The organism is Picosynechococcus sp. NKBG042902 (assembly GCF_963864045.1).
GTDB lineage: Bacteria > Cyanobacteriota > Cyanobacteriia > Cyanobacteriales > MRBY01 > MRBY01.
Genome location: NZ_CAWLTV010000063.1, coordinates 22,441 through 42,677, shown reverse-complemented (window position 1 = coordinate 42,677; position 20,237 = coordinate 22,441). Strand labels below are relative to the sequence as shown.

The window sequence follows — 20,237 nt, the reverse complement described above, 5'->3', positions numbered from 1 at the left end:
TATCTAACTAGATATAGTCAGGTAAGAAAAATGACTTCATTTTCGGTTTCTTCTGGCGATGCGGTAGTCCACAGTTTAGAGAATCTTCAGACTTGGAAATTAGAAGACGCCAAAGCCCGGTTTAGTGAGGTGGTGCGTCTAGCGCGGGATGCTGATCCACAACTGGTCACAGTACGAGGAAAAGATGCAGTTGTTATCCTCGCTGCGGATCAATTCGCTAAACTTTTACCTTTATTGAAACAACCCAATATTCACGAGCTACTTTCTCAATCCCCTTTGAATAGCCTGGATTTTGAGTCGTCGGGTGTTCAGAGTCCCGTTAGAGAAGTGGAGCTATGAAGGGCTGGTTACTGAATACAAACGTGATCTCAGAACTGCGAAAACAACATTGTCACCCAGCGGTAAAGGCTTGGAGCGATCGCCAACCACCCCAATCGTTCTACCTCAGTACCGTGACGATGGCAGAGATCCGTTTTGGGATAGAGCGGGTGGAAGATAGAGTTTTTCGTCAAGAGTTAATCCAGTGGCTAGAAAATACCTTACGTCCTTGGTTTAGCGATCGCCTATTGTCCGTAGATGAGGCTGTCATTTTAGAGTGGCGCTGGATGGTCGAGCGGGGACGCAAGCAAAATTACACTTTTAGTCAGCCAGATCTATTCATCGCGGCGATCGCCTCGGTGAATGATTTATGTGTCGTCACTCGCAATGTAGAAGATTTTGAGAAAGCGGAAGTGCGTGTGTTTAACCCATTTCTGCCTGCCGCATGAAGCTATTGGTAAAGGAGGGTAATGCTCTATACATACATTGAGGCGATCGCCAACAAAATAATCAGCACTGCCATTATCTTGCGGGATAATTTCAGTGCTGCTGCCAAATTTTGCATCATTTGTACATTGTCTTAGTCTTACTTTTGAAGATTGAAGAAGCTATTGGGATAGCCCGCTAGTTTACCGGAAATCTTCGTACTGCCATTTTGGAGGGTGCCTTCGAGGACGACAGTTTGCCCAGAAAAACCATTGAGCTGAATGGTGACATTACTCCCTTGAAGTGAAGCCGAAGCGGTTCCTTGTTGCATCACACCCTGGCCACCGTAAAGCTTCCAGGAACCATTGCCCCCAGGGGACAACGTCACATCAAAGTTAGTTAAAACATCATCGCCAACACTGCCCATATTCCCCTGCCAACGACCAACGAGAGAAACGGGAGCAGCCAGATCGAACTGGGGTTGAAAAATATTTTGGGCGGGAATCGGTCGCAGATCAAAGGTTTGGGATTGTCTAGATTGACTAATTTGAGTCAGGGGCTTGGATCGGGGCAATGGTGAAGCATTCGCTGCGTTGAGCATGAAGCCAGTAGTTAAAGAAAGGGTACCGAGGGTTGCGAAAGAAAGGGCTTTGAAAGAAATAGTCATTGGTTTTTCTCCACTTAAAAAAACAGAACTGATGGTGAATATCTGCACTTTTGTAGTGAATCAAACAAATTACTGATGCAGTGGCTCGACAAGATGACTTGAATTTTTTTCCATTACAGTTGAGTCAATTTTGTTGTGAATTTGAAAAGGCGATCGCCGCTGCCCAGATGTGGAGATAATCTGCGGCCCGTCGCCAAGATCCCTGGGATTGGGTCACAATTTCCGCCGCCTTTTCTGGGGAAAGGGTTAGAGGACAAGTCTGATCCGGGATGGTGGTTGCCGCAATTTTGAACGCGGCCCAGGCTTGCAAAGTGGGTATGTCGAGAGAGGGAAGCTGAATCGTTGTTGTTTTCAGCCCCACCAGTTTCGCCCAAAAACTAATATCCACATGGCTACCAACCACCACCGTCCCCCGCCGGAAACGCACCCGGAGCAATCCCCCCAGAAATAACCCTAGGGGCAGGCGATCCACTTCATCCCAATAGGCGATCGCCCCCGTTTTTAGCCATTGCCAACGCTGGAGATAATTGGGCGGCACATAACAATAACTTCCCCCCGTTTGCGATCGCCAATGGTGCAGATGGGCCGTTTTTCCGAAACCCTTTTCCCCCAGGATTTGCACAAACTGATTTCTCCCTGGCAAGGGCGCTTCAGAATAACCGCGATCCAGCCAAAATGCGACCGTCTGCGCCAGTTGTTCCGTGCCGATAAAGGGATTGTGCCGTAAACCTATGGCCTGGTAAGGATTTGTCGCCATGCCTAAGCCAATACCTGAAAAGAAGCTACCGCTGTATCTTTGTCGCTAAACAAGCCTGGAAACGTGATCCGCACTTCCACAGACCACATCAACCGAAATAAAAAGCCATCGTAGGAAATAGGCGCATCCAACGGAATCTCAAACTTAAAAGGATGGTTTCGCCCCATGAGATTCAGCACCATATTTGGGTCAAGGATTTGGGAACTGACCCGGTGGCGATCGCCTTTGCCTCGGCCTTCCGTTGACCACAGAATAGAAACCGTCGCTTTTTTCGGGCAACGTTCCGTATCTTCTGGCTGCCAGACAAAATCACCCGATAATCTCTCTCCCAAACTCACTGCATCACGGTCAAGATGTAGCATAATGGGCGTTTTCAGCGTTGTCATGGTCTCCTCACCACCCTTAACTTAAAAAAAGATGTATCCCGCACAACCTGGGGCAAATGACAACGCACCTGAAGTTCCCAGCGCAGTTGATTGTGGGGCGGCGCGTAGATGCTCGGCTTGGCATCGGCGGGAATGGTCAGATCGATTGTGTATTCTAGTTGCTTGACTCCCCGACCAATGGCGTGCTCCAAACAAGCCTGGGTTGAAAGCCCGTGGGTCACAGTTTCGAGGTCTGTGCCGCGATAATATTGCACCCATTCATAATGCAACCAGGTGGCAGACAGAAGAGCCGTTTGGGTTGTTTGCCCGTTACGCAAGAGGCGGCGATAGCGCACCCGATAGGTTTCCCCAGCGTAGAGTGGATAGGTTGGTAAAATCAGTACCCCAGTTTTGATTCGATATTTTTGGTAGAGGAGTCGCCCGACCCAAACCAGTCCGCCCACGCCAATGGCCACAAAGGGAATTAGGAACAGCAACATAAATATGGCTCCCAATGTTGGGCCTTGGAAGATCTGTACTAAGGCGATCGCAAACATCGTAAAAGAAACCCCGCACCAAATCCCCAGCCACACCGTAATAAAAAGACCCGCACAGCCCATCGCGGCCCAGCTTCTCGATTGGGGAGATTCTGCTGAGAGCACATAACCTTCTGGGGTCGATTTTGGTTCCCAATATTGGGCGTAGGGGCAATACTCTTGCTTCGGGATTTTGAGATTGGCCATGGGCGATCGCCTTAAGTTGCCCACCATTTTCCCTGGAATTTTGCCGGGTGTCGCCAAAAATAGATAAACCTTATCAGCGATGGCAATTTGTCGAAATACTACGTGCTGAGCCATCCCCCGGCGTATCCCTTCCATAATGAAAGGTAGTTAGATTAACGACGAAAATCTCCTAGAAATGTGATGACTGCTGCCGCAACGACCCAAAACAAAGGCATTCCAAAATTTCTTAAAATTGCGCTGCCCATCGTGCTGGTGGGGGGATTGGGCGTTGGTCTGGTGAACTATTTCCTCCGTCCAGAACCCACCCAAGGCATCGAACTCAGCGGCAGAATCGAAGGCTATGAAACGAATATTAGCGCCAAGGTGGGCGGGAAAATAGAGGCGATCGCCGTGCGAGAAGGGGATACGGTACAAAAAGGGCAAGTCCTCGTCACCCTCGACAGTGCTGAATTACAAGCTGCTTTGGAGGGGGCACAGGCTCGGATTAACGCCGCCCAGCAACAGGTGAACCAAGCCCAACTGCAAATCGCCGTCATTGAAAATCAGATCACCGAAGCCCAACTCATCCAACAGCAGGCCCAGGATGACACCACCGGACGGGTGAATGCCGCCCAAGCCAATGTTGCCGCCGCGAAAGCCCAACTCGCCCAAGCCCAAGCTCAGGTCAAACAACTCGAAGCAGAACTCGCCCTTGCCAAAGCCGATGGCGATCGCTTTCAGGAATTGTACGCATCCGGTGTGGTGTCCAAGCAGCGCTTAGAACAAGCCCAAACCCAATATTTATCGACGAAGGAAAACCTCGATGCCCGCCGTGCCGTCGTAGCTGCCGCCGCTGAACAGGTCAAAACCGCCGAGGGAAATCTCACCCAAACCCAAGCCAGCCAATTTAACCCCGATATCCGTGCGGTGCAAGTGCAACGGCTCCAAACCCAACTCGTCCAAGCTCAAGCTCAACTTAGTGCCGCCCAAGCCCAAGTGCAAAATGCCCAAGCCAATTACAACGAAATTGCCGCGAAACTCCAGGATTTAGAATTGGTCAGTCCCATCGATGGGGTGGTGTTAACGCGCACCGCCGAACCGGGGGAAGTGGTGGCAACGGGAAAAACCCTGTTAACCCTAGTGAATTTGGGGGATGTGTATCTACGGGGCTTTATTCCTGAAAAAGAGGTGGGGGCGATTCAAATTGGGCAGACGGCAGCGGTGTTTTTGGACTCTGCGCCGGAGGAACCTTTACGGGCAACGGTGGCGGCAATTGATACGGAGGCTTCCTTTACGCCGGAGAATATTTATTTTCGGGATGATCGGGTGACCCAGGTGTTCGGTTTGAAATTGCAGATTGAAAATGAAGCGGGTTTTGCGAAACCGGGAATGCCTGCGGATGCGACGATTTTGACGGATGCGACCCAAAATGTGCAGCGATAGTGATGATGACAGCGACGAGCAATCATTCAACTTTTAGCAACGGGTTACGCTACGGGGAAACAACGATTCAGGTGGCGGGACTGCGGAAAGACTATGGCGCGGTGCGGGCGGTGCGGGGCATTGATTTTTCGGTGAAAGCGGGGGAGATTTTTGGGCTGATTGGGCCGGATGGGGCGGGGAAAACGAGTACTTTTCAGATTTTGGCGGGGGTGATGGGGGCCACGGCTGGCTCGGTGGCAATGCTCGGCAAAACACCGCAGGAGTGCCGCTTGGATGTGGGCTATTTAACGCAACAGTTTTCGCTGTATTTGGATCTGAGCATTCTGGAAAATTTGCGCTATGTGGCGGGCTTACGGAATGTGCCAGAGCAGATATTTGGCGATCGCCACCGTCATTTGCTGGAGTTGATGAATTTGGATCAGTTTCCGGATCGGTTGGCGCGGCAGTTGTCGGGGGGGATGAAACAGAAGCTGGCGTTGTGCTGTGCGCTGATTGCCCAGCCGAAAATTTTGCTGCTCGATGAGCCGACGACGGGGGTTGATCCGGTGTCGCGGCGGGAGTTTTGGGATTTGCTGGCGGGGATTGCGGCCCAGGGGGTAACGATTGTGACGGCAACGCCCTATCTGGATGAGGCGGAACGCTGTCATCGCATTGCCCTAATTTATGACGGGGAAATTCAGCAGATTGGCACGTTGGGGGACTTGCAGCGGAATTTAGGCTTGCATCGCTTGGAATTGCGGGCGAATGCTCTGGTAGCAGCAGAGGAATTGTTACGTAATCAGCCCCCGGAAACGGTGGTCGATGTGCAATCCTTTGGCGATCGCCTCGATATTTTGACCCCCGACGTTGACCAAGCCCAGCGGGATATTACGCAAACCCTAGCCGCTGCGAACATTCAGGTGCAAAGTTTAGAGGCGAATGAACCGACCCTCGAAAATGTCTTTGTGAATCATTTGCGGCAGCAAGGGGCAGATCCGGTGTATAAATCCTTCCCCTATTACCGTAAACGGGGCAATTTAAACCCAGAAGTTCCCAAACTCGCCATTTCTGCCCAACAACTCCAAAAAACCTTTGGCGAATTTCAGGCGGTAAAAAATGTCACCTTCGATGTCCACTACGGTGAAATTTATGGACTCCTCGGCGCAAACGGCGCGGGTAAAACCACCACGATTAAAATGATTTGTGGCTTGCTCCCAGCGACGGCGGGGATGATGGCACTGGCAGGGGAAACGGAAAATCTCCACCGTTCTGAAGTGCGATCGCGGCTGGGGTACATGAGCCAAAAATTTACCCTGTACGATGATCTGAGTATTCAGCAAAATTTGGAATTTTATTGCGGCGTTTACGGCATTCCCCGAAAATTGCGACGGGAAAAAATCGCGTGGGTGTTGGAAACCTGCGGGTTACTCGGTCGGGAAAAAATCACAACGGGCAGTTTACCGGGGGGTTGGAAACAGCGGGTCGCCTTTGGCGCGTCGGTGATGCACGAGCCGGATATTTTATTTCTCGATGAACCGACTTCAGGGGTGGATCCGGTGGCGCGACGGCAATTTTGGCGGTTAATTCGGGATTTTGCGCGGCAGGGGACGGCGATCCTTGTCACGACCCACTATTTAGAGGAGGCAGAAAACTGTAATCGGATGGCATTTATGGTAGCGGGGGAGATCGTGGCGCAGGGTTCCCCCACGGAAATTAAGGCGGCGCAACCGGGGCAATTGATCGAGCTTTGTACCAACCAAATTCAGCACAGTTCGGATTTACTCAAGGAAAAATTAGCCCATTGGCGGGTCTCGATTTTTGGCGATCGCCTGCACCTCGTTTTAGATAATCCCGCCCAAGACTTAAATTTTGTCCAGCAAACCTTACAGCAAGCAGGGATTGAAATATATAGCCAGCGCACCATTCCCTTCACCCTCGAAGATTCCTTTATCGGCACAGTCCAACGGGCGGAGGATTTACGCTAAACCATGAGCCTAAAACGTGTTTTATCCCAAGCGAAAAAGGAACTGGCACAATTTAGCCGCGATCGCCTGACCGTTGCCTTGGCGTTGGTGCTGCCCTTGGGGATGTTGTTAATTTATGGCTACGCGATCCGGTTGGAAACGAAAAATATTCCTTTGGCGGTGCAGGATTTTGACAATTCACCCCTCAGTCGTAGCTATGTGGAACGACTTTTTGCGACCAATCAATTTATTCCGACCCCCTTGGTCGATAGTTCGCCATTATCTTCTCTGGATCGAGGCACAGCCAAAGCAACCATCGTCATTCCCCCCACCTTTGCTGAAGATGTCGCAGCGGGCAATGCCAAGGTGCAAGCCCTGATCGACGGCACCGATGTGAATAATGCGCGGGTGATCCAAAACAGTGTGCGGGCGGTAACCAACTTTTTTATCCAAACTCTGCCCAATGCCCAACGTCCCGAAGGCATTCAAGCGCGGGTGCGCATTTGGTTTAACCCCGGTCGAGAGGAAGCCCTATATATTGTGCCGGGGATTTTTGGGGTCGTCTTCTGGGTGTTTCCCTCGATGCTGGCGGCGATCGCCGTGGTGCGAGAAAAGGAACAGGGAACCGCAATTCAGGTCTATGCCTCCGATCTCAGTTCTACGGAATGGCTGTTAGGGAAAGGGTTGGCGTACTGGCTGGTGGCGATCGCCGAAACCCTCGTGGTGATGACCGTCTCCTTTGTCTTGTTCCATATCCGCTTACAAACCAGTCCCTTCCCCTTGATCATTGGCACAGCCATTTACCTCGCAGCGGCGGTGTCCTTCGGGTTATTTATCGGCGCACGGGGCGGAAACCAAAATGCCGCAGTCCAAGGTACGGCGATCGCCGGATTTTTGACCTCATTTTTGCTCTCTGGCTTTATTTACCGCTTAGAAAATATTCCCTTTCCCCTATCTTTAATTGCTAACATTATTCCCGCCCGCTATTACATTTTGCTTACGAGAGATGCCTTTGTGCGGGGCAGTGGTTGGAGCAGTATTTGGTATGTACCCATTGTTGTCGGCGTGATTGGTTTACTTCTCTTTAAAGCCGCTACAAAAATCATGAAAAAAATGCAGTTGTCGGAGTGAAAAATGAAGTTATGAAAATTAATTTTCTATATCGCTTTTTTGATAGTCGATTTTGGGCATTGACCCTCAAAGAAATCCGACAAATTTTGAAGAATCGCCAATCTATTTTTCTCCTGATTTTTCCGCCGACGATTCAATTATTAGTTTTTGGTTTAGCCCTCAGCCCCAATGTCGATCACCTCAGTTTAGGGTTAATTGATTACGCCAACTCTGCCCAAAGTCGTGAATTTGTTTCTGCCTTGACGGAAAATGACATCTTTCAAATTGAGTCAATCCCTAAAAATGAAGCTCAGTTACAGGAGCAAGTACGGAATGGTAAATTAACCGCCGGATTAATTATTCCGCCCAACCTTGATCGAGATTTAAACCAAGGCAATTCAACGGAAGTACAAGTTTTTATTGATGGGGTTGATGCCAATACTGCAGGCATTACAAATGGCTATATTAATCAAATTGTGAATCAATATACTCGCCGAAGAAATCCTGAATTTAAAACGCCCCCCGTCGAAAGCCAAAGTCGTTTTTTATATAATCCCGGTTTGATTAGTAGTTGGTTCTTTGTGCCGGGAGTGATTGGTTTAGTATTAACATTAACGGGTTCTCTGATTTCTTCAGTGACAGTGATTCGCGAAAAAGATGTGGGGACATTAGAGCAGTTGTTAATGACTCCGGCATCGGGCTGGGAAATTTTATTGGCTAAAATTGTGCCGTTATTTATCCTTTTGATGGGCGATGTTTTAATTGCTTGCGGTATGGGGAAATTTATTTTCAATTTACCTTTTCGGGGCAATTTTTTAATTTTTTATAGTCTTTCTGGACTGTATGTATTTGTGAGTATTGGTTTAGGGATTTTACTCGCCACCCTATCGCGTACTCAGCAGCAGGTCGTCTTAACGTCGTTCTTTTTTAATGCGCCGATTATCCAGCTTTCTGGGGCGATCGCCCCGATTGAGAGTATGCCGAAATTTTTCCAGATTCTCTCGTGGTTTGACCCGCTGCGCCATTATGTGGCGATCGCCCGGAGTTTGATTCTCAAAGGGGTGGCGATTGGTTCCCTGTGGCCGAATATTTTGGCATTGCTAGGGTTTGCGATTATTTTGTTGTCGGTGAGTGTGCATCGTTTTCGGGCGCAGTTGAATTGAGGGCTGACCAACGTTTTTTCCAGTGACTCGTGGATTCTCGCTGGCTGGACTGTTGTTCGTCCCGTCGCCGCTGCAAAATTGTTGCTGCATCGTCCTGGAGGGTCGGATCGCGGTAGGCGATCGCCGCATTGGTTAAAAGATGTTCCTGCTCCTGTTGGGACAAAGGCGTCAGATTCTCAGGAATAAACCGCGCGAGGGTTCCGGGAGACTTTCGACCGACACCGGGGGTTTTGCCGAGCTTTAAACCTGCTGCCTGGAGGGCTACCCGCACCGCCGCCGCACAGGAATAGGTTGCCAAATAGCCGTCGGGGGCAAGGCATTGGGCCACTAAATTGAGAAATTCCACTGTCCAAAGTTGGGGACATTTTGGCGGTGAAAAGGGATCAAGAAAGATGGCATCGGCCTGAAAATTGGCCTGAATCACTCGTTGAATGGTTTGTCGTGCATCTCCCGTGAGAAATTGGGCTTTGAATAGGCTTGTTTCGACCTGAAGATTTTCGCTCAGTTCCCGGAGTAGGGAAACTACCGTTTTGGGATAGGCCGCCAGGATATTTTGCTGAATGCTCTCAAGGGCGATCGCCTGGTCTTTTTCTAGGGCAAATAAGGTCACTTGGCAGTGGGGATTAACGCGCCAAATTTCCGTGAGGGCTGCTGCGGTATTGTGACCCAAGCCATAGCAAATATCTAACAGCCGTAGTTGGGGTTGTTGGGCGAGTTCGGCGATCCGACAGGGCAGGAGAAATTTTTCCTTAGCCTCCCGTTTGGCCCCCACCTGGGAGTGGAAATGCTCCTGAAACTCTTCTGAAAAAAACGTATAGGAACCGTCGGCTGTTAACTGGGGCACCAAGCTAGACATCGTCACGATTAGGCTACTGAAAAGCTATTCTGTCTCACCGTCGATGGCGGCGCGGATCCGTTGGGTGGCGGCTTCATGTTCTGCCAGGGTTTCACTGAAAACATGGGTACCGTCGTAGTTGGCCACGAAAAATAAAAAGTCCGTCGCTTCAGGATTGGACGTCGCCCGAAAACTGGCTAGTCCCGGTGAGGCGATCGCCCCTGGTGGTAAATCTTCATTGAGATAGGTGTTGTAGGGATTAGGGGTGCGCACCTGCTCAAGGGTAAGGGGCTGTTCCTTCGTTTGGCGAATGCCGAGGCCATATTCCACCGTCGGGTCTGTTTCCAGGCGCATGCCCTGTTCCAGGCGATTGACAAATACCCCGGCAATCAACGGCCGCTCCTCAGGGATCACCGCCTCTTTTTCCACAATGCTCGCTAGGGTCACCCATTCCGCGAGGGACAAATCCAAAGGCACCGTTTCGGCCTCATAGAGGGGCAAGACCACCGCCTCAAATTGGCCTAACATCTGCTCAATAATCGCTGGGGGGCTGGGCTGGGCGGTATCGAGAAAATAGGTGTCGGGAAATAAAAAGCCTTCTAAGGAGGTTAAATCTGCTGGCAACCAGGGAAATTGCTCGCGGGGGATGGTCTGGGTCGCCGCAATAAACTCCGTGGCCGGAAAAAACCCCAAAGCTTCAAAACGGTTTGCCATCTGTTGGATCGTCCAACCTTCGGGGATGGTCACGCTCGTCTGTACCACGTCCCCTGACCAAATTTGCTGGGCGATCGCCGGGAGATCTTGGTTGGGCGGAAATTGGTAGGTACCCGCCTTGAGACTGCCGCCCCGATCCGTGAGCCTGAGCCACTTTACCCAGATCTGCCACGCCTTGGGCGATTGGATTAAACCCAAAGCCGTTAAATCTTCGCCAATTTGGGCTGCGCCTGTACCGACTGGAATGTCGAGTTGTACCGTCTGGTCAGCATTTTCCCCAGGGGCGATCGCCCACCGCCACCAGGCCCAACTCTGCCAAAAGGCGATCGCCATTGTCAGGGCGAGGATCCCAGAAAACCAAGGAAAGCCCCGTTTTCGCTGTGCTAAGGGTTGCGTTTTGGGGGGCGCATTAGTCGGCATCTTGGAGCAGGAGCGTATCAACTAAACTTTGGATCATCGGATCCCCAGGTTCGAGGATCTCCATTTCTTCATCCTCAGTCACCTTCACAAAAATAGGAATCGGCTCTAGGGGCGTGTAGATGCTGTAGAGTTGGTCGAGGTGGTAGAAGCGCGCTAATTCCTGTAACTCTTCGGCCTCTAGCTCTTCGTCTTCAAAGTCATCATCTTCAATCTCTAAAGAGAGAATTTTATCCTCTTCCAGGGGGGGCAGCTCACCACGGACGGTCATCACATGGGCCGTATCCTGGAGGATTAAATCATGTTCTGCCAGTACCGCCTTGGCATCGGGGAAAATTTCTGCAAGTTCTTCTGGATCTTCAACCAGTTCCGTTTCCGGTAAATCGCTCTCCTCGGCTTCATCTTCGTCCCAAGCGAGGATCACCACTGGCTGGTCTACTGGCATCAAAAAATAGTATTCAGTGCCATCCTGGGTAATTTCATTCTCAACGTAACAATCTAGCGATCGCCCCATGGCATCGGTGAGGGTAACGATGTCCTGAGCATCAAGCTCCCGTCCGGAATCAAAAGAAGGCGAAGACATAGACAGTGGCTGGCAAAAAAGGAACAGAAATAATTTCTCTCAGAATATCACGCAGTGGGCCAAAGTTTTGATTTGTACAGGCCCCCTAAACTCCCACTATGATGTTTTCAATGCGCCCATTGTGATCTGCCCATGTCCAAAGCCCCAATTACTGTCCAATCCGAGGTTACAGCCCCCCTCACAAAAACCGTCCAGGAGCAAGAATTTGAAGAGAAACGCCTCCAGGATATGTTGCTGCTCATTGAAACCATGTTTTTGCGGGAAGAGACCACGGTCAAACTGGTTTTAGAATGCCTCTACGACATTGGCTCGGTGAATTTAATCAACAAAAAAGTCCGCCGCCGCCCCCTCAATCGCTTGGCGAAATACATTGCCCGATTTTCTAAGCCTATTTTTCGGATTTTGGCCTGGCGTTGGTTTATGAAAAATTGCCCGACACTCCTGGTAAATTGGCTCCATGGGAAGGTGTCTAAATTCTAGTTTCTAAATTTGAGAAAAGATTTGATGCCGAACCAGTTAATTGCACGAATGTTCTAACGGTCATTTAGAAGAGAAACAGGAGGACAGCCATGGCAGACAAAACAGTTTTAGTCACGGGGGGAGCGGGTTACATTGGCTCCCAGGCAGTATTGAGTCTGCAACGGCGCGGTTATCGGGTCATCGTGCTGGATAACTTGGTCTATGGTCATCGAGATTTAGTGGCGTCGGTGCTCAAAGCGGAATTGATCGTTGGGGACACAGGCGATCGCCCTTTGTTAGATCAAATATTTGCAGACCACAAAATCGATGCGGTGATGCACTTTGCCGCCTATGCTTATGTCGGGGAATCGGTCACAGCGCCCGCCAAATACTATCGCAATAACGTGGTCGGGACTTTAACACTCCTGGAGGCGATGATCGCAGCGGGAGTCACGCAGTTTGTTTTCTCTTCTACCTGTGCCACCTACGGCGAACCAAGCGAAATTCCCATCCCCGAAGCTCATCCCCAAAACCCGATCAACCCCTACGGCATGAGTAAGCTGATGGTGGAAAAAATGCTCTGGGATTTTGACCGGGCCTATGGCTTGCGGTCTGTGATGTTCCGTTATTTCAACGCCGCCGGGGCAGACCCAGAGGGCAACCTCGGAGAAGACCACAATCCCGAAACCCACTTGATTCCCCTGGTGCTCTTTGCGGCCCTTGGTAAACGAGACAGTATTTCAATTTTTGGCACCGATTATCCTACCCCCGACGGCACTTGCGTCCGGGATTATATCCATGTGAGTGACCTCGCCGATGCCCATGTTTTAGGTCTGGAATATTTACTTCAAGGTGGGGTAACTGAGGCCTTTAACCTCGGCAATGGCAACGGTTTTTCGGTTAAAGAGGTAATTGAGGCCGCCCGCAAAATTACCGCCAAAGAGATCAAGGCGATCGCCACCGACCGCCGCCCCGGTGATCCTCCCAGCCTTGTAGGGAGCAGCGAAAAAGCCCGCACAATCTTAGGTTGGCAACCCCAATACGCTGACCTCGAAACTATCTTGAAACACGCTTGGCACTGGCACCAACGGCGTCATGGCTAAAGTAATCGTGAAAAAAATTGGCGATCGCCAAGCAGAAACTCCCGAATTCTGAAAGAGAAAGGAACTCAACCAGATAAAATAAAAAGCCACTACCCCGCTTGTCCACTTTCTAAACTCAAGAGGATATACAACATTGTCTCGTCGTTATCTCTTTACCTCCGAATCCGTCACCGAGGGACATCCCGATAAAATTTGTGACCAAATCTCCGATGCAATTTTAGATGCCGTACTTGCTGCTGATCCCAGTAGTCGTGTTGCTGCTGAGGTTGTGACCAATACCGGTTTGGTGCTGATTACGGGTGAACTAACAACCCAAGCGAATGTGAATTTTATCCAGGTGGCTCGCCGGAAAATCAAAGAAATTGGCTACACCAATGCCGACAATGGCTTTTCTGCCAATAGCTGCTCTGTGATGGTTGCCCTGGATGAACAATCCCCCGACATCGCCCAGGGGGTCACCAGCGCCCAGGAGCAACGGGACAAACTCAGTGACGACCAACTCGATGAAATTGGTGCCGGAGACCAGGGGTTAATGTTTGGCTATGCCTGCAACGAGACACCCGAATTCATGCCCCTCCCCATTAGTTTGGCCCATCGTTTGTCTCTGAAATTGAGCCAAGTGCGCAAAAGCGGTGAACTGCCTTACCTCGGCCCCGACGGTAAAACCCAAGTAACGGTGATCTACGAGGACGGCAAACCCGTGGGGATCGATACGATTTTGATTTCGACCCAGCACACAGAGACCATTGGGGCACTCACAGACAATACGGAGATTCAGGCCAAGATCAAGGCGGATCTGTTGGAAAAAGTGATTAAACCTGTTTTTGTCGGGGCAACGGTGGGTTTAAGTGACAGTACGAAGTTCCTGGTAAACCCCACTGGTAAGTTTGTCATTGGTGGCCCCCAGGGAGATTCTGGACTTACGGGCCGCAAGATTATTATCGATACTTACGGTGGCTATTCTCGTCACGGGGGCGGTGCTTTTTCCGGCAAAGATCCCACTAAGGTAGACCGCAGTGCTTCCTATGCTTGCCGTTATGTGGCGAAAAATATTGTCGCAGCGGGCCTTGCGGAAAAATGTGAGGTGCAGGTGAGCTACGCGATTGGGGTGGCCCGTCCAGTGAGTGTGATGATCGAGACCTTTGGTACTTGCACTGTGGATGAGGATCGGTTGCTCGAAGTCGTGCAGAAACATTTTGAACTGCGTCCGGCGGGGATTATCCAGGCTTTCGATCTGCGCAATTTACCGAGCCAACGTAATGGGCGTTTTTATCAGGATGTGGCCGCCTATGGACATTTTGGTCGGACAGACTTAGATCTTCCCTGGGAACGTTTGGATAAGGTAGATATTCTCAAACAGGAACTGGCCACGGCAACAGTTGCCTAGTTTTCTTGCGTACTGACGTCCTAAACCTAAAAAGCTAATTAAATTTCCCCTGGTGCTTCTTCTGGCAGTGGGGGATTTTTGTTGAGTTGGCGATCGCCGCGTTTGAGGGCATCTGCAAGCATTGCTTCGCCGACAACGACATTAAGCTGATCTCCTAGGAGCATCACCAGGGCGCTGAGTTGGAGCCAGAGCATCAGAATAATCGCCGTCCCCACAGCCCCATAGACACGGTTATATTGGCCAAAGTTGGCAACATAGAGGCGAAATAGAGAAGAGATAATCGCCCAGGAAACGGCCCCCAGAACGGCACCGGGCAAAATGGGCATCCCTTTAATCAGGCGACTAGAACCCATGCTGTAGATAAAAGCAAAGGCAATGGAAACGATCGCCAAGGCGACGGGCAGGCTCAGAAAACGCCAGAGAATGACCAACAGATTGGCCAGATCGTAGTTGATCTCCATATCGACGATCAGATTTTGGATAAAGAGAATCGAAAAACACAGGGCGAAAAAGGCAATGAGGGCGATCACTAAGCCAAAGGACATCTGTTTGAGTTTGCGCAGCGGATGACGCCGATCAGGGGGACTCGTCAGAATGTTAATCACCATCGCAATAATGCCTGTCCCTAACCCCAATGCTAACGGGAAACTCAATAGCCGCCAGAGGGTGACTAAAACATTGACCCCCGTCGTATCTACAGGTAAGCGCACAATTAAATCGAGTCCGACTTTAATGACGCTATCGCCCACCAGCACCAGAAATGAGGCAAAAATCAAAAGGGCGATCGCCCCCAGGGTAATAAAAATCGACATCAACTTTGCTTTCCAGAAAGGACGCCGTTGTTCCGGGGGGATTTCGTGGATTTGATCGAGGGCATTCATTGCCGCACTCAGCGCCCCGGACGAGACCCAGATCGTCGCGACAAAACTCACCGAAAATAAACTTTTACTGGGGGTCTTACTAATTTCCGCTGCGAACTCCCGTAGGAGCGTCCATACCGACACCGGCATCACATCTTCGTAATAGCTCGCCAACTGTAGAATGGTTTGGTTATCGAGGGTGGCCGTGAATAAGCCCAGGGCCGTTAACGCCATAATGATCGTCGGGAACAAAGACAGCATGACGTTAAAGGCAATCTCCGCCGAAAGCCCCAACAGTCGCCGTCGTAACGCCTGGCGGATCGTCCAATACAGCGTTCGGTGATTAAGAAATAAAAAAAATCGCAAAAAACGTTTCATCGCCTGACCGATCGGGGCAACATATTTTTTGGGGCGTGTTTATGCAGCTGCATTTGCTGAAACATTTTGAGATTCCAAGAAGTACAGTACCACTACCTATTAGTTTATCGGTCAAAACTCCCTTGGCGATCGCCTCGCTTCTCCCCCCAAAGCACAAAGCCACGTCAGGCCGCTGTCGCACTACCCAAAAATTATCTGGTCAGCTGACAGGATTATCAAGTACATCTTCATGACGAAAATCACGCCCAAAGTTTACCAATGGTGCGATGTTTGATAGATTGCTGCCGAAAAAAAAATCTTTTTCAATCTGAATAAAAAGTAGTGAGAAAATATCAATAAAAAAAATATAGAAATACGACCCAGAACTTTTTATTTTTCTCTGGGTTATAAATCCTTCAAAAGAGTCAAATGATCCCCGAATGTGGGGGATCACCCCTCAATCCCATCGGGTCAAGCCTTACTTTCTAAAGTGATTTTTCTGGTTAATGGCTTAAATCCTCTGTTTTTAGGGACAGTTCTCTTATTGAATAATTTTTAAATCGGTTAAAAAATAAGATAAAGAAAAATTAAATTTTTCAAGCCATTTGTTATTACTTTTTATAAAAATAAGCCGTTGTTGCAGGGAAAAATAGCGACAATATTATTAGCCCTACATTACTTTTTTGATGGTGGAGGTAACTGAGATGTTACACCCTACAATGCACCAATCCCTAAGTCTGTTGCTAGTCCCCCTCGGTTTAGTCCTGGCCACAGCCCTAGGCCCCCAGAAAAATCTCAATGCCCAATCCTGCAACGTCTATATGGGTCAAGCGGTGACTGGCGCGAGTATCAATGTGGATCGTTGTTCCATCCGGCGGGCCAGTGAACGAAGTGTTAACTTTACGTACTACCTCGGCCAAATGAAGATTAATGCCCAGGCCCATTGTTGGGATAATACCTGGACGAGCTTCCATGATGGTGTGACCCATAGCCCCAGATCCACGGCCACCCAAAATATGCTGAACTTTGTCTGTGATGGTAATCCTGGTAATACGGGCGCGAATGATACTGCTTTTGTCTTTGCTCCCCCCTCGAATGTCCGCACTTACCCCAATGGGCCAATTTTGTGCACCGTGCGATCGCGCCAAACCATCAACCTCTACGGCAACCAAGGAAATTGGTTCTATACCGATGTCTGCGGCGGCATGGGGATGATTCACTCTAGCCAAATTCGCTTCTAGGAACGAATAGTAAGACCCAATGTTGAGGCCCAATCTTGGGCAAGGGGTGAGGAATTTTTGTCCTTGGGTTGACGCCTCGCTCAATGGAAAAATTATTTCGGTAATTTTTCGGCGGTTTCGTAAAAGATCAACAACGCAATGTAACAAACCCCAGGGGAGAGATACACTACATGGTAGCGCTGGGGTTATTTGATCAAATCAGTGAGGAAAGCATGCCCATCAATAACGCACCACAATTAGAGCGTCTACTCTCTTTAGTCAAGGAAGGTCAGCTTACCCAGGAGGAGTTTGGTGTACTCCAGGCTCACTTTGACCTCAAAATAACTCCCACCCCTCAAGGTACGACGAATCAGGCGACTGCGGCCCCAGAGTCTCCATCGACGGAAGAAAAAACCGCCGATTCTTTTTGGAAGAAGCCGATTTTTGGCAACAAGAGCTTGGTGGAGAAGGTCACAAACTATTTTGCGAAGCCTGCGGTTCCGCCTTATTCTCTTGATCGCTATGGGCAGCTTTGGAAGCAACTTGAAACGAAGGCGATCACTCTCCAGGGCTTGGAAAATCGAAAATTCGGCAATCAGGAGTTCCTTGATTTCTTTCGGATTCGGATTTTAATCGATCTGAACATGGGCACCTTCAAAAACCTCAAGAATACGATTGATTTGTTTGAGGTGATGTTATTTTCCCTTGAAAGTTTTGTCTTGATTAACGAAACGGAATTTCTGTATCGCAGCCCGACTCAGCTTAAGGTCTACGAGGCGATCGCCGATATTTTAGACCATCACACCGACAGCACCGAAATTGTCCTCGAAATGAAAGCGAAAGTCACCCCTTTCCTCAAGGAATTTAAAACCGATGAGGGCCTGCGGGTCACCAAAAACTATATTTTGGCGATTAAAGAGGTCAGTCGTTATAAAAGTGGCGTGAAGTTGCTGAACATTTTGAGAAACCTGAAATCCCGCTATTCTCTGCTGTTATCAACCTTTAAACTGGCCCAGGAAGTGTTAACACAGCCGATTGGCACCGATCTAGAGGTTTTGGAACAGCGGGTTTCGGAGATCGAGGAAACAGTTTACACACTGTGTTCGGCGATGGGGATGCCGAGGAACCAAAATAACCTTTTGGGCCACGTCAAAGTGTTTCACTTTCTCGCATTGAACTACCGCAATAAAAATGCAGGGGCTGAGTTTAAGGCTCTCCTGGGGGATCTCCGAAAGTGGGAGCAAATTGCCGGGGAGTTACAGAGCATTAAAGATACCTATCCTCCCAATGATTATGATGTGCCGGATGTTTTTAAGCAGGATTTCCCCGGTTTACCCCTCTATCAGAAATACCAGCGTTTTTTGAATATTCGTAAGGCATAGGGGACGACGGTGCTGGATTTTTTCAGAGGTCAAGACTCGGTGTGGAATTGGCAAAGGGCTTGTTGGGCGATCGCCTGCCAGGATTGTCCAGTTTGTTGGGCGATCGCCTTAACGTCTTCGTATTCCGGTTGGACGTTGTAGATTTTTTCACCCCGGTAGCCGATTTTCAGTTGAATCTCTCCAGCAGGGGTAACAACAGTTTCAAAGCGCCGCTGGAGAATTGACCGGGTTTGGGTGTGGCGACGGATGCCGAGGGTGCTGGTTTCGGTGAATAGAATTGCTTCGCAAATCTCGACCAATGCCACGGGACAAATCACCGTTAGGAGAGTACCCAAGCGATTTTTTTTCATCGTGATCCCCTGGGTGAAAACGTCTAACGCCCCGGCCGCTTGTAATTTTTCGCAGGCATAGGCGATCGCCTGGGGATTGAGATCATCAATTTGGGTTTCGAGGGTAGCTATGGTTTCCAGATGGGGCGTTTCTGGCAGGTGGCCGATCCAGAGCCGCAATAAATTCGGCAAGGGTAAATCAATGGTGCCGGAACCCAGGGCAATTTTTGCGAGGGTCATGGCGGGTGGCTGACAAAAGTCCGTTGCTAAAGTGGTGGCGATCGCCGCGCCGGTGGGAGTGACTAATTCTTTGTCGATGCCATTGCTATAAACCGGAACCTGGCGTTGTTGCCAAAGTTGGAGTACCGCCGGCACCGGGACGGGCAAAATTCCGTGGGCCGCTTTCACCGTGCCGCCACCAGTGGGCATCGGCGCACAATATAGTTCATCAATCTCTAACCAATCTAGTCCTAAACAAGTCCCCACAATATCCACCAGGGCATCGGTCGCGCCAACTTCGTGGAAATGTACTTGCTCTGGGGTTGTACCGTGAACCGTTGCTTCGGCGATCGCCAAATTCTGAAAAATTGCCAAACTCCAACGTTCGACCCGCTCTGGTAAGCCTGCCCCTTTAATCATGGCCTGAATTTCTGGCAGATGGCGGTGGGGTGCATGGTCAGCATGATGGTGATGGGTCTGATCCTGGGAATGATCATGGTCATGGTGAGTTGCTTTAGTTTTGAGATCCACAAAGACCTTTGTCGCCCGCTGTCCTTGACGAATCACCGTTTCCGCCCGAAGATCGTATTCAGCGGCGATTCCCAAGCGATTTAGCTGATTTTTGAGATATTCCAGCGGTACGCCCCCATCTACCAATGCACCGAGACACATATCTCCTGCAATCCCCGTCGGGCATTCGAGATAGGCAATTTTTTTCATAGCGGCAAAAACAATGGCTAATTATTATTCACTCCACCCGAAAAATCCCCAACAACGGGATTTAGAGGCGATCGCCCAACAACTCCGGGCTGGGGCCGTGATGTTATATCCAACAGATACAGTGTACGCCATTGGTTGTGATCTCACCGCAAAGCAAGCCGTGCAAAAAGTGCGCCAACTCAAGCGCCTCGCCAACGATAAACCCCTCACCTTCCTCTGCTCGTCCCTGTCAAATATTTCTGAATATGCCTTGGTCAGTGACGAAGCCTACCGGATTATGAAACGGGCAATTCCTGGCCCCTATACCTTTTTGCTTCCCGCCACAAAACAGGTGCCGAAGCTGGTGATGAGCCCCAAACGCCGCAGCACCGGAATTCGTGTCCCCGACCATGCCATCTGCCAGGGTTTACTCCAGGCCCTTGGTAATCCGATTATTTCCACTTCCGCCCATCTACCCGACGAAGATGGTGAACCCTTTACCCTCGGCCTCGAGAAAGCACGCCTATTTGATGCCCTAGAATCCCTTGTGGATATCATCATCGACAGTGACAGCGAACCTGGCACAAAGACTTCAACGATTCTCGACTTTTGCGATCGCCAACCGACCCTCATCCGTAAAGGCCTCGGCTGGGATGCCCTCGAAAATTGGCTCGATATCGTCGATCTCTCCGACGCCACCCAATAAACCCACTATCCTTCCTTGGGGAAGGTGGCCGCTAGGCCGGAAGGGGCTTCTCC

The 20,237-nt window shown here is 50.0% G+C and carries 21 protein-coding genes; 12 read left to right on the top strand and 9 right to left on the bottom strand.

Going from position 1 to position 20,237, the window contains the following annotated elements:
* Positions 1-30: 30 nt before the first annotated feature.
* Positions 31-339 (top strand): type II toxin-antitoxin system prevent-host-death family antitoxin, encoded by a 309-nt coding sequence (locus AACR41_RS05225; RefSeq protein WP_030007484.1) that lies wholly within the window; start codon positions 31-33, stop codon positions 337-339.
* Positions 336-767: a type II toxin-antitoxin system VapC family toxin gene (locus AACR41_RS05220; protein ID WP_030007483.1), complete on the top strand. Its 432-nt coding sequence runs from the start codon at positions 336-338 to the stop codon at positions 765-767. Before AACR41_RS05225 ends, AACR41_RS05220 begins: the two co-directional genes overlap by 4 nt.
* Positions 768-904: 137 nt before the next feature.
* Here the strand turns inward: AACR41_RS05220 and AACR41_RS05215 are convergent, their stop codons facing one another.
* The 4 genes from AACR41_RS05215 to AACR41_RS05200 form a co-directional block, all read right to left on the bottom strand.
* Positions 905-1,411 carry a hypothetical protein gene (locus tag AACR41_RS05215; RefSeq protein WP_030007482.1) on the bottom strand — a complete coding sequence of 169 codons (507 nt, stop codon included), beginning with the start codon at positions 1,409-1,411 and terminating at the stop codon, positions 905-907.
* Positions 1,412-1,535: 124 nt separating this feature from the next.
* The gene (locus AACR41_RS05210; RefSeq protein ID WP_030007481.1) at positions 1,536-2,168 is read right to left on the bottom strand and encodes a hypothetical protein; all 633 of its coding nucleotides are present in this window, start codon (positions 2,166-2,168) and stop codon (positions 1,536-1,538) included.
* Positions 2,169-2,170: 2 nt separating this feature from the next.
* Positions 2,171-2,554 carry a hypothetical protein gene (locus tag AACR41_RS05205; RefSeq protein ID WP_152551009.1) on the bottom strand — a complete coding sequence of 128 codons (384 nt, stop codon included), beginning with the start codon at positions 2,552-2,554 and terminating at the stop codon, positions 2,171-2,173.
* Positions 2,551-3,390: a hypothetical protein gene (locus AACR41_RS05200; RefSeq protein ID WP_030007479.1), complete on the bottom strand. Its 840-nt coding sequence runs from the start codon at positions 3,388-3,390 to the stop codon at positions 2,551-2,553. Before AACR41_RS05200 ends, AACR41_RS05205 begins: the two co-directional genes overlap by 4 nt.
* Positions 3,391-3,456: 66 nt before the next feature.
* On the opposite strand from AACR41_RS05200, the gene AACR41_RS05195 reads away from it, so the two are divergent.
* The 4 genes from AACR41_RS05195 to AACR41_RS05180 are packed head-to-tail and all read left to right on the top strand — an operon-like array spanning position 3,457 to position 8,914.
* Positions 3,457-4,698 (top strand): HlyD family secretion protein, encoded by a 1,242-nt coding sequence (locus AACR41_RS05195; protein ID WP_030007478.1) that lies wholly within the window; start codon positions 3,457-3,459, stop codon positions 4,696-4,698.
* Positions 4,699-4,700: 2 nt separating this feature from the next.
* Complete coding sequence (locus AACR41_RS05190; RefSeq protein ID WP_228657529.1) at positions 4,701-6,662, top strand: ATP-binding cassette domain-containing protein; 1,962 nt, start codon at positions 4,701-4,703, stop codon at positions 6,660-6,662.
* Between the two features lie 3 nt (positions 6,663-6,665).
* A complete protein-coding gene (locus AACR41_RS05185) occupies positions 6,666-7,772 on the top strand; it encodes an ABC transporter permease (RefSeq protein ID WP_030007476.1) in 1,107 nt (368 codons plus the stop codon).
* An 11-nt stretch (positions 7,773-7,783) separates the two neighbouring features.
* Positions 7,784-8,914 (top strand): ABC transporter permease, encoded by a 1,131-nt coding sequence (locus AACR41_RS05180; protein WP_030007475.1) that lies wholly within the window; start codon positions 7,784-7,786, stop codon positions 8,912-8,914.
* On the opposite strand, the gene AACR41_RS05175 is transcribed toward AACR41_RS05180, so the two are convergent.
* From AACR41_RS05175 to AACR41_RS05165, 3 genes are read right to left on the bottom strand one after another with little or no spacing between them, the layout of a single operon-like run.
* Positions 8,865-9,770: a tRNA (5-methylaminomethyl-2-thiouridine)(34)-methyltransferase MnmD gene (locus AACR41_RS05175; RefSeq protein WP_045442167.1), complete on the bottom strand. Its 906-nt coding sequence runs from the start codon at positions 9,768-9,770 to the stop codon at positions 8,865-8,867. The genes AACR41_RS05180 and AACR41_RS05175 overlap by 50 nt on opposite strands.
* A 24-nt stretch (positions 9,771-9,794) precedes the next feature.
* Positions 9,795-10,883, bottom strand: coding sequence for an endolytic transglycosylase MltG (gene mltG / locus AACR41_RS05170; RefSeq protein ID WP_030007473.1), 1,089 nt, complete (start codon positions 10,881-10,883; stop codon positions 9,795-9,797).
* A complete protein-coding gene (locus tag AACR41_RS05165; protein WP_030007472.1) occupies positions 10,873-11,463 on the bottom strand; it encodes a DUF3727 domain-containing protein in 591 nt (196 codons plus the stop codon). The genes mltG and AACR41_RS05165 overlap by 11 nt, the downstream gene beginning before the upstream one ends.
* A 132-nt stretch (positions 11,464-11,595) precedes the next feature.
* Here AACR41_RS05165 and AACR41_RS05160 point away from each other — a divergent pair, with 132 nt between their 5' ends.
* The 3 genes from AACR41_RS05160 to metK all read left to right on the top strand — a co-directional run bounded on the left by AACR41_RS05160 (position 11,596) and on the right by metK (position 14,412).
* Complete coding sequence (locus AACR41_RS05160) at positions 11,596-11,943, top strand: hypothetical protein (protein WP_012307328.1); 348 nt, start codon at positions 11,596-11,598, stop codon at positions 11,941-11,943.
* 89 nt (positions 11,944-12,032) lie between these two features.
* On the top strand, positions 12,033-13,025 hold the full coding sequence (gene galE, locus AACR41_RS05155; protein WP_030007471.1) for a UDP-glucose 4-epimerase GalE: 993 nt from the start codon (positions 12,033-12,035) through the stop codon (positions 13,023-13,025).
* A 133-nt stretch (positions 13,026-13,158) separates the two neighbouring features.
* Positions 13,159-14,412, top strand: coding sequence for a methionine adenosyltransferase (gene metK / locus AACR41_RS05150; RefSeq protein WP_030007470.1), 1,254 nt, complete (start codon positions 13,159-13,161; stop codon positions 14,410-14,412).
* 38 nt (positions 14,413-14,450) lie between these two features.
* On the opposite strand, the gene AACR41_RS05145 is transcribed toward metK, so the two are convergent.
* Entirely contained in the window at positions 14,451-15,650 is a 1,200-nt protein-coding gene (locus AACR41_RS05145; protein ID WP_012307325.1) for a YihY/virulence factor BrkB family protein, read from the bottom strand.
* A 683-nt stretch (positions 15,651-16,333) separates the two neighbouring features.
* Between AACR41_RS05145 and AACR41_RS05140 the strand changes: the two genes are divergently transcribed.
* Both AACR41_RS05140 and AACR41_RS05135 read left to right on the top strand, forming a co-directional pair.
* The gene (locus AACR41_RS05140; protein ID WP_198158636.1) at positions 16,334-16,870 is read left to right on the top strand and encodes a hypothetical protein; all 537 of its coding nucleotides are present in this window, start codon (positions 16,334-16,336) and stop codon (positions 16,868-16,870) included.
* Between the two features lie 212 nt (positions 16,871-17,082).
* Positions 17,083-18,231 carry a hypothetical protein gene (locus AACR41_RS05135; RefSeq protein WP_152551008.1) on the top strand — a complete coding sequence of 383 codons (1,149 nt, stop codon included), beginning with the start codon at positions 17,083-17,085 and terminating at the stop codon, positions 18,229-18,231.
* Between the two features lie 29 nt (positions 18,232-18,260).
* Here AACR41_RS05135 and larC read toward each other — a convergent pair whose 3' ends face one another.
* A complete protein-coding gene (larC, locus tag AACR41_RS05130) occupies positions 18,261-19,499 on the bottom strand; it encodes a nickel pincer cofactor biosynthesis protein LarC (protein ID WP_030007467.1) in 1,239 nt (412 codons plus the stop codon).
* 13 nt (positions 19,500-19,512) lie between these two features.
* Here larC and AACR41_RS05125 point away from each other — a divergent pair, with 13 nt between their 5' ends.
* The gene (locus AACR41_RS05125; protein ID WP_030007466.1) at positions 19,513-20,184 is read left to right on the top strand and encodes an L-threonylcarbamoyladenylate synthase; all 672 of its coding nucleotides are present in this window, start codon (positions 19,513-19,515) and stop codon (positions 20,182-20,184) included.
* Positions 20,185-20,237: the final 53 nt, after the last annotated feature.

Bases quoted from the DNA above. Each gene is read 5' to 3' on its own strand.
- AACR41_RS05125 (WP_030007466.1), top strand. From the start codon at position 19,513: ATGGCTAATTATTATTCACTCCACCCGAAAAATCCCCAACAACGGGAT.
- AACR41_RS05135 (WP_152551008.1), top strand. From the start codon at position 17,083: ATGCCCATCAATAACGCACCACAATTAGAGCGTCTACTCTCTTTAGTC.
- AACR41_RS05200 (WP_030007479.1), bottom strand. From the start codon at position 3,390: ATGGCTCAGCACGTAGTATTTCGACAAATTGCCATCGCTGATAAGGTT.
- AACR41_RS05175 (WP_045442167.1), bottom strand. From the start codon at position 9,770: ATGTCTAGCTTGGTGCCCCAGTTAACAGCCGACGGTTCCTATACGTTT.
- galE (WP_030007471.1), top strand. From the start codon at position 12,033: ATGGCAGACAAAACAGTTTTAGTCACGGGGGGAGCGGGTTACATTGGC.
- AACR41_RS05180 (WP_030007475.1), top strand. From the start codon at position 7,784: ATGAAAATTAATTTTCTATATCGCTTTTTTGATAGTCGATTTTGGGCA.
- AACR41_RS05160 (WP_012307328.1), top strand. From the start codon at position 11,596: ATGTCCAAAGCCCCAATTACTGTCCAATCCGAGGTTACAGCCCCCCTC.
- AACR41_RS05195 (WP_030007478.1), top strand. From the start codon at position 3,457: ATGACTGCTGCCGCAACGACCCAAAACAAAGGCATTCCAAAATTTCTT.
- AACR41_RS05205 (WP_152551009.1), bottom strand. From the start codon at position 2,554: ATGACAACGCTGAAAACGCCCATTATGCTACATCTTGACCGTGATGCA.
- AACR41_RS05210 (WP_030007481.1), bottom strand. From the start codon at position 2,168: ATGGCGACAAATCCTTACCAGGCCATAGGTTTACGGCACAATCCCTTT.
- AACR41_RS05145 (WP_012307325.1), bottom strand. From the start codon at position 15,650: ATGAAACGTTTTTTGCGATTTTTTTTATTTCTTAATCACCGAACGCTG.
- AACR41_RS05215 (WP_030007482.1), bottom strand. From the start codon at position 1,411: ATGACTATTTCTTTCAAAGCCCTTTCTTTCGCAACCCTCGGTACCCTT.
- AACR41_RS05190 (WP_228657529.1), top strand. From the start codon at position 4,701: ATGATGACAGCGACGAGCAATCATTCAACTTTTAGCAACGGGTTACGC.
- larC (WP_030007467.1), bottom strand. From the start codon at position 19,499: ATGAAAAAAATTGCCTATCTCGAATGCCCGACGGGGATTGCAGGAGAT.
- AACR41_RS05225 (WP_030007484.1), top strand. From the start codon at position 31: ATGACTTCATTTTCGGTTTCTTCTGGCGATGCGGTAGTCCACAGTTTA.
- AACR41_RS05185 (WP_030007476.1), top strand. From the start codon at position 6,666: ATGAGCCTAAAACGTGTTTTATCCCAAGCGAAAAAGGAACTGGCACAA.
- AACR41_RS05220 (WP_030007483.1), top strand. From the start codon at position 336: ATGAAGGGCTGGTTACTGAATACAAACGTGATCTCAGAACTGCGAAAA.
- AACR41_RS05140 (WP_198158636.1), top strand. From the start codon at position 16,334: ATGTTACACCCTACAATGCACCAATCCCTAAGTCTGTTGCTAGTCCCC.
- AACR41_RS05165 (WP_030007472.1), bottom strand. From the start codon at position 11,463: ATGTCTTCGCCTTCTTTTGATTCCGGACGGGAGCTTGATGCTCAGGAC.
- mltG (WP_030007473.1), bottom strand. From the start codon at position 10,883: ATGCCGACTAATGCGCCCCCCAAAACGCAACCCTTAGCACAGCGAAAA.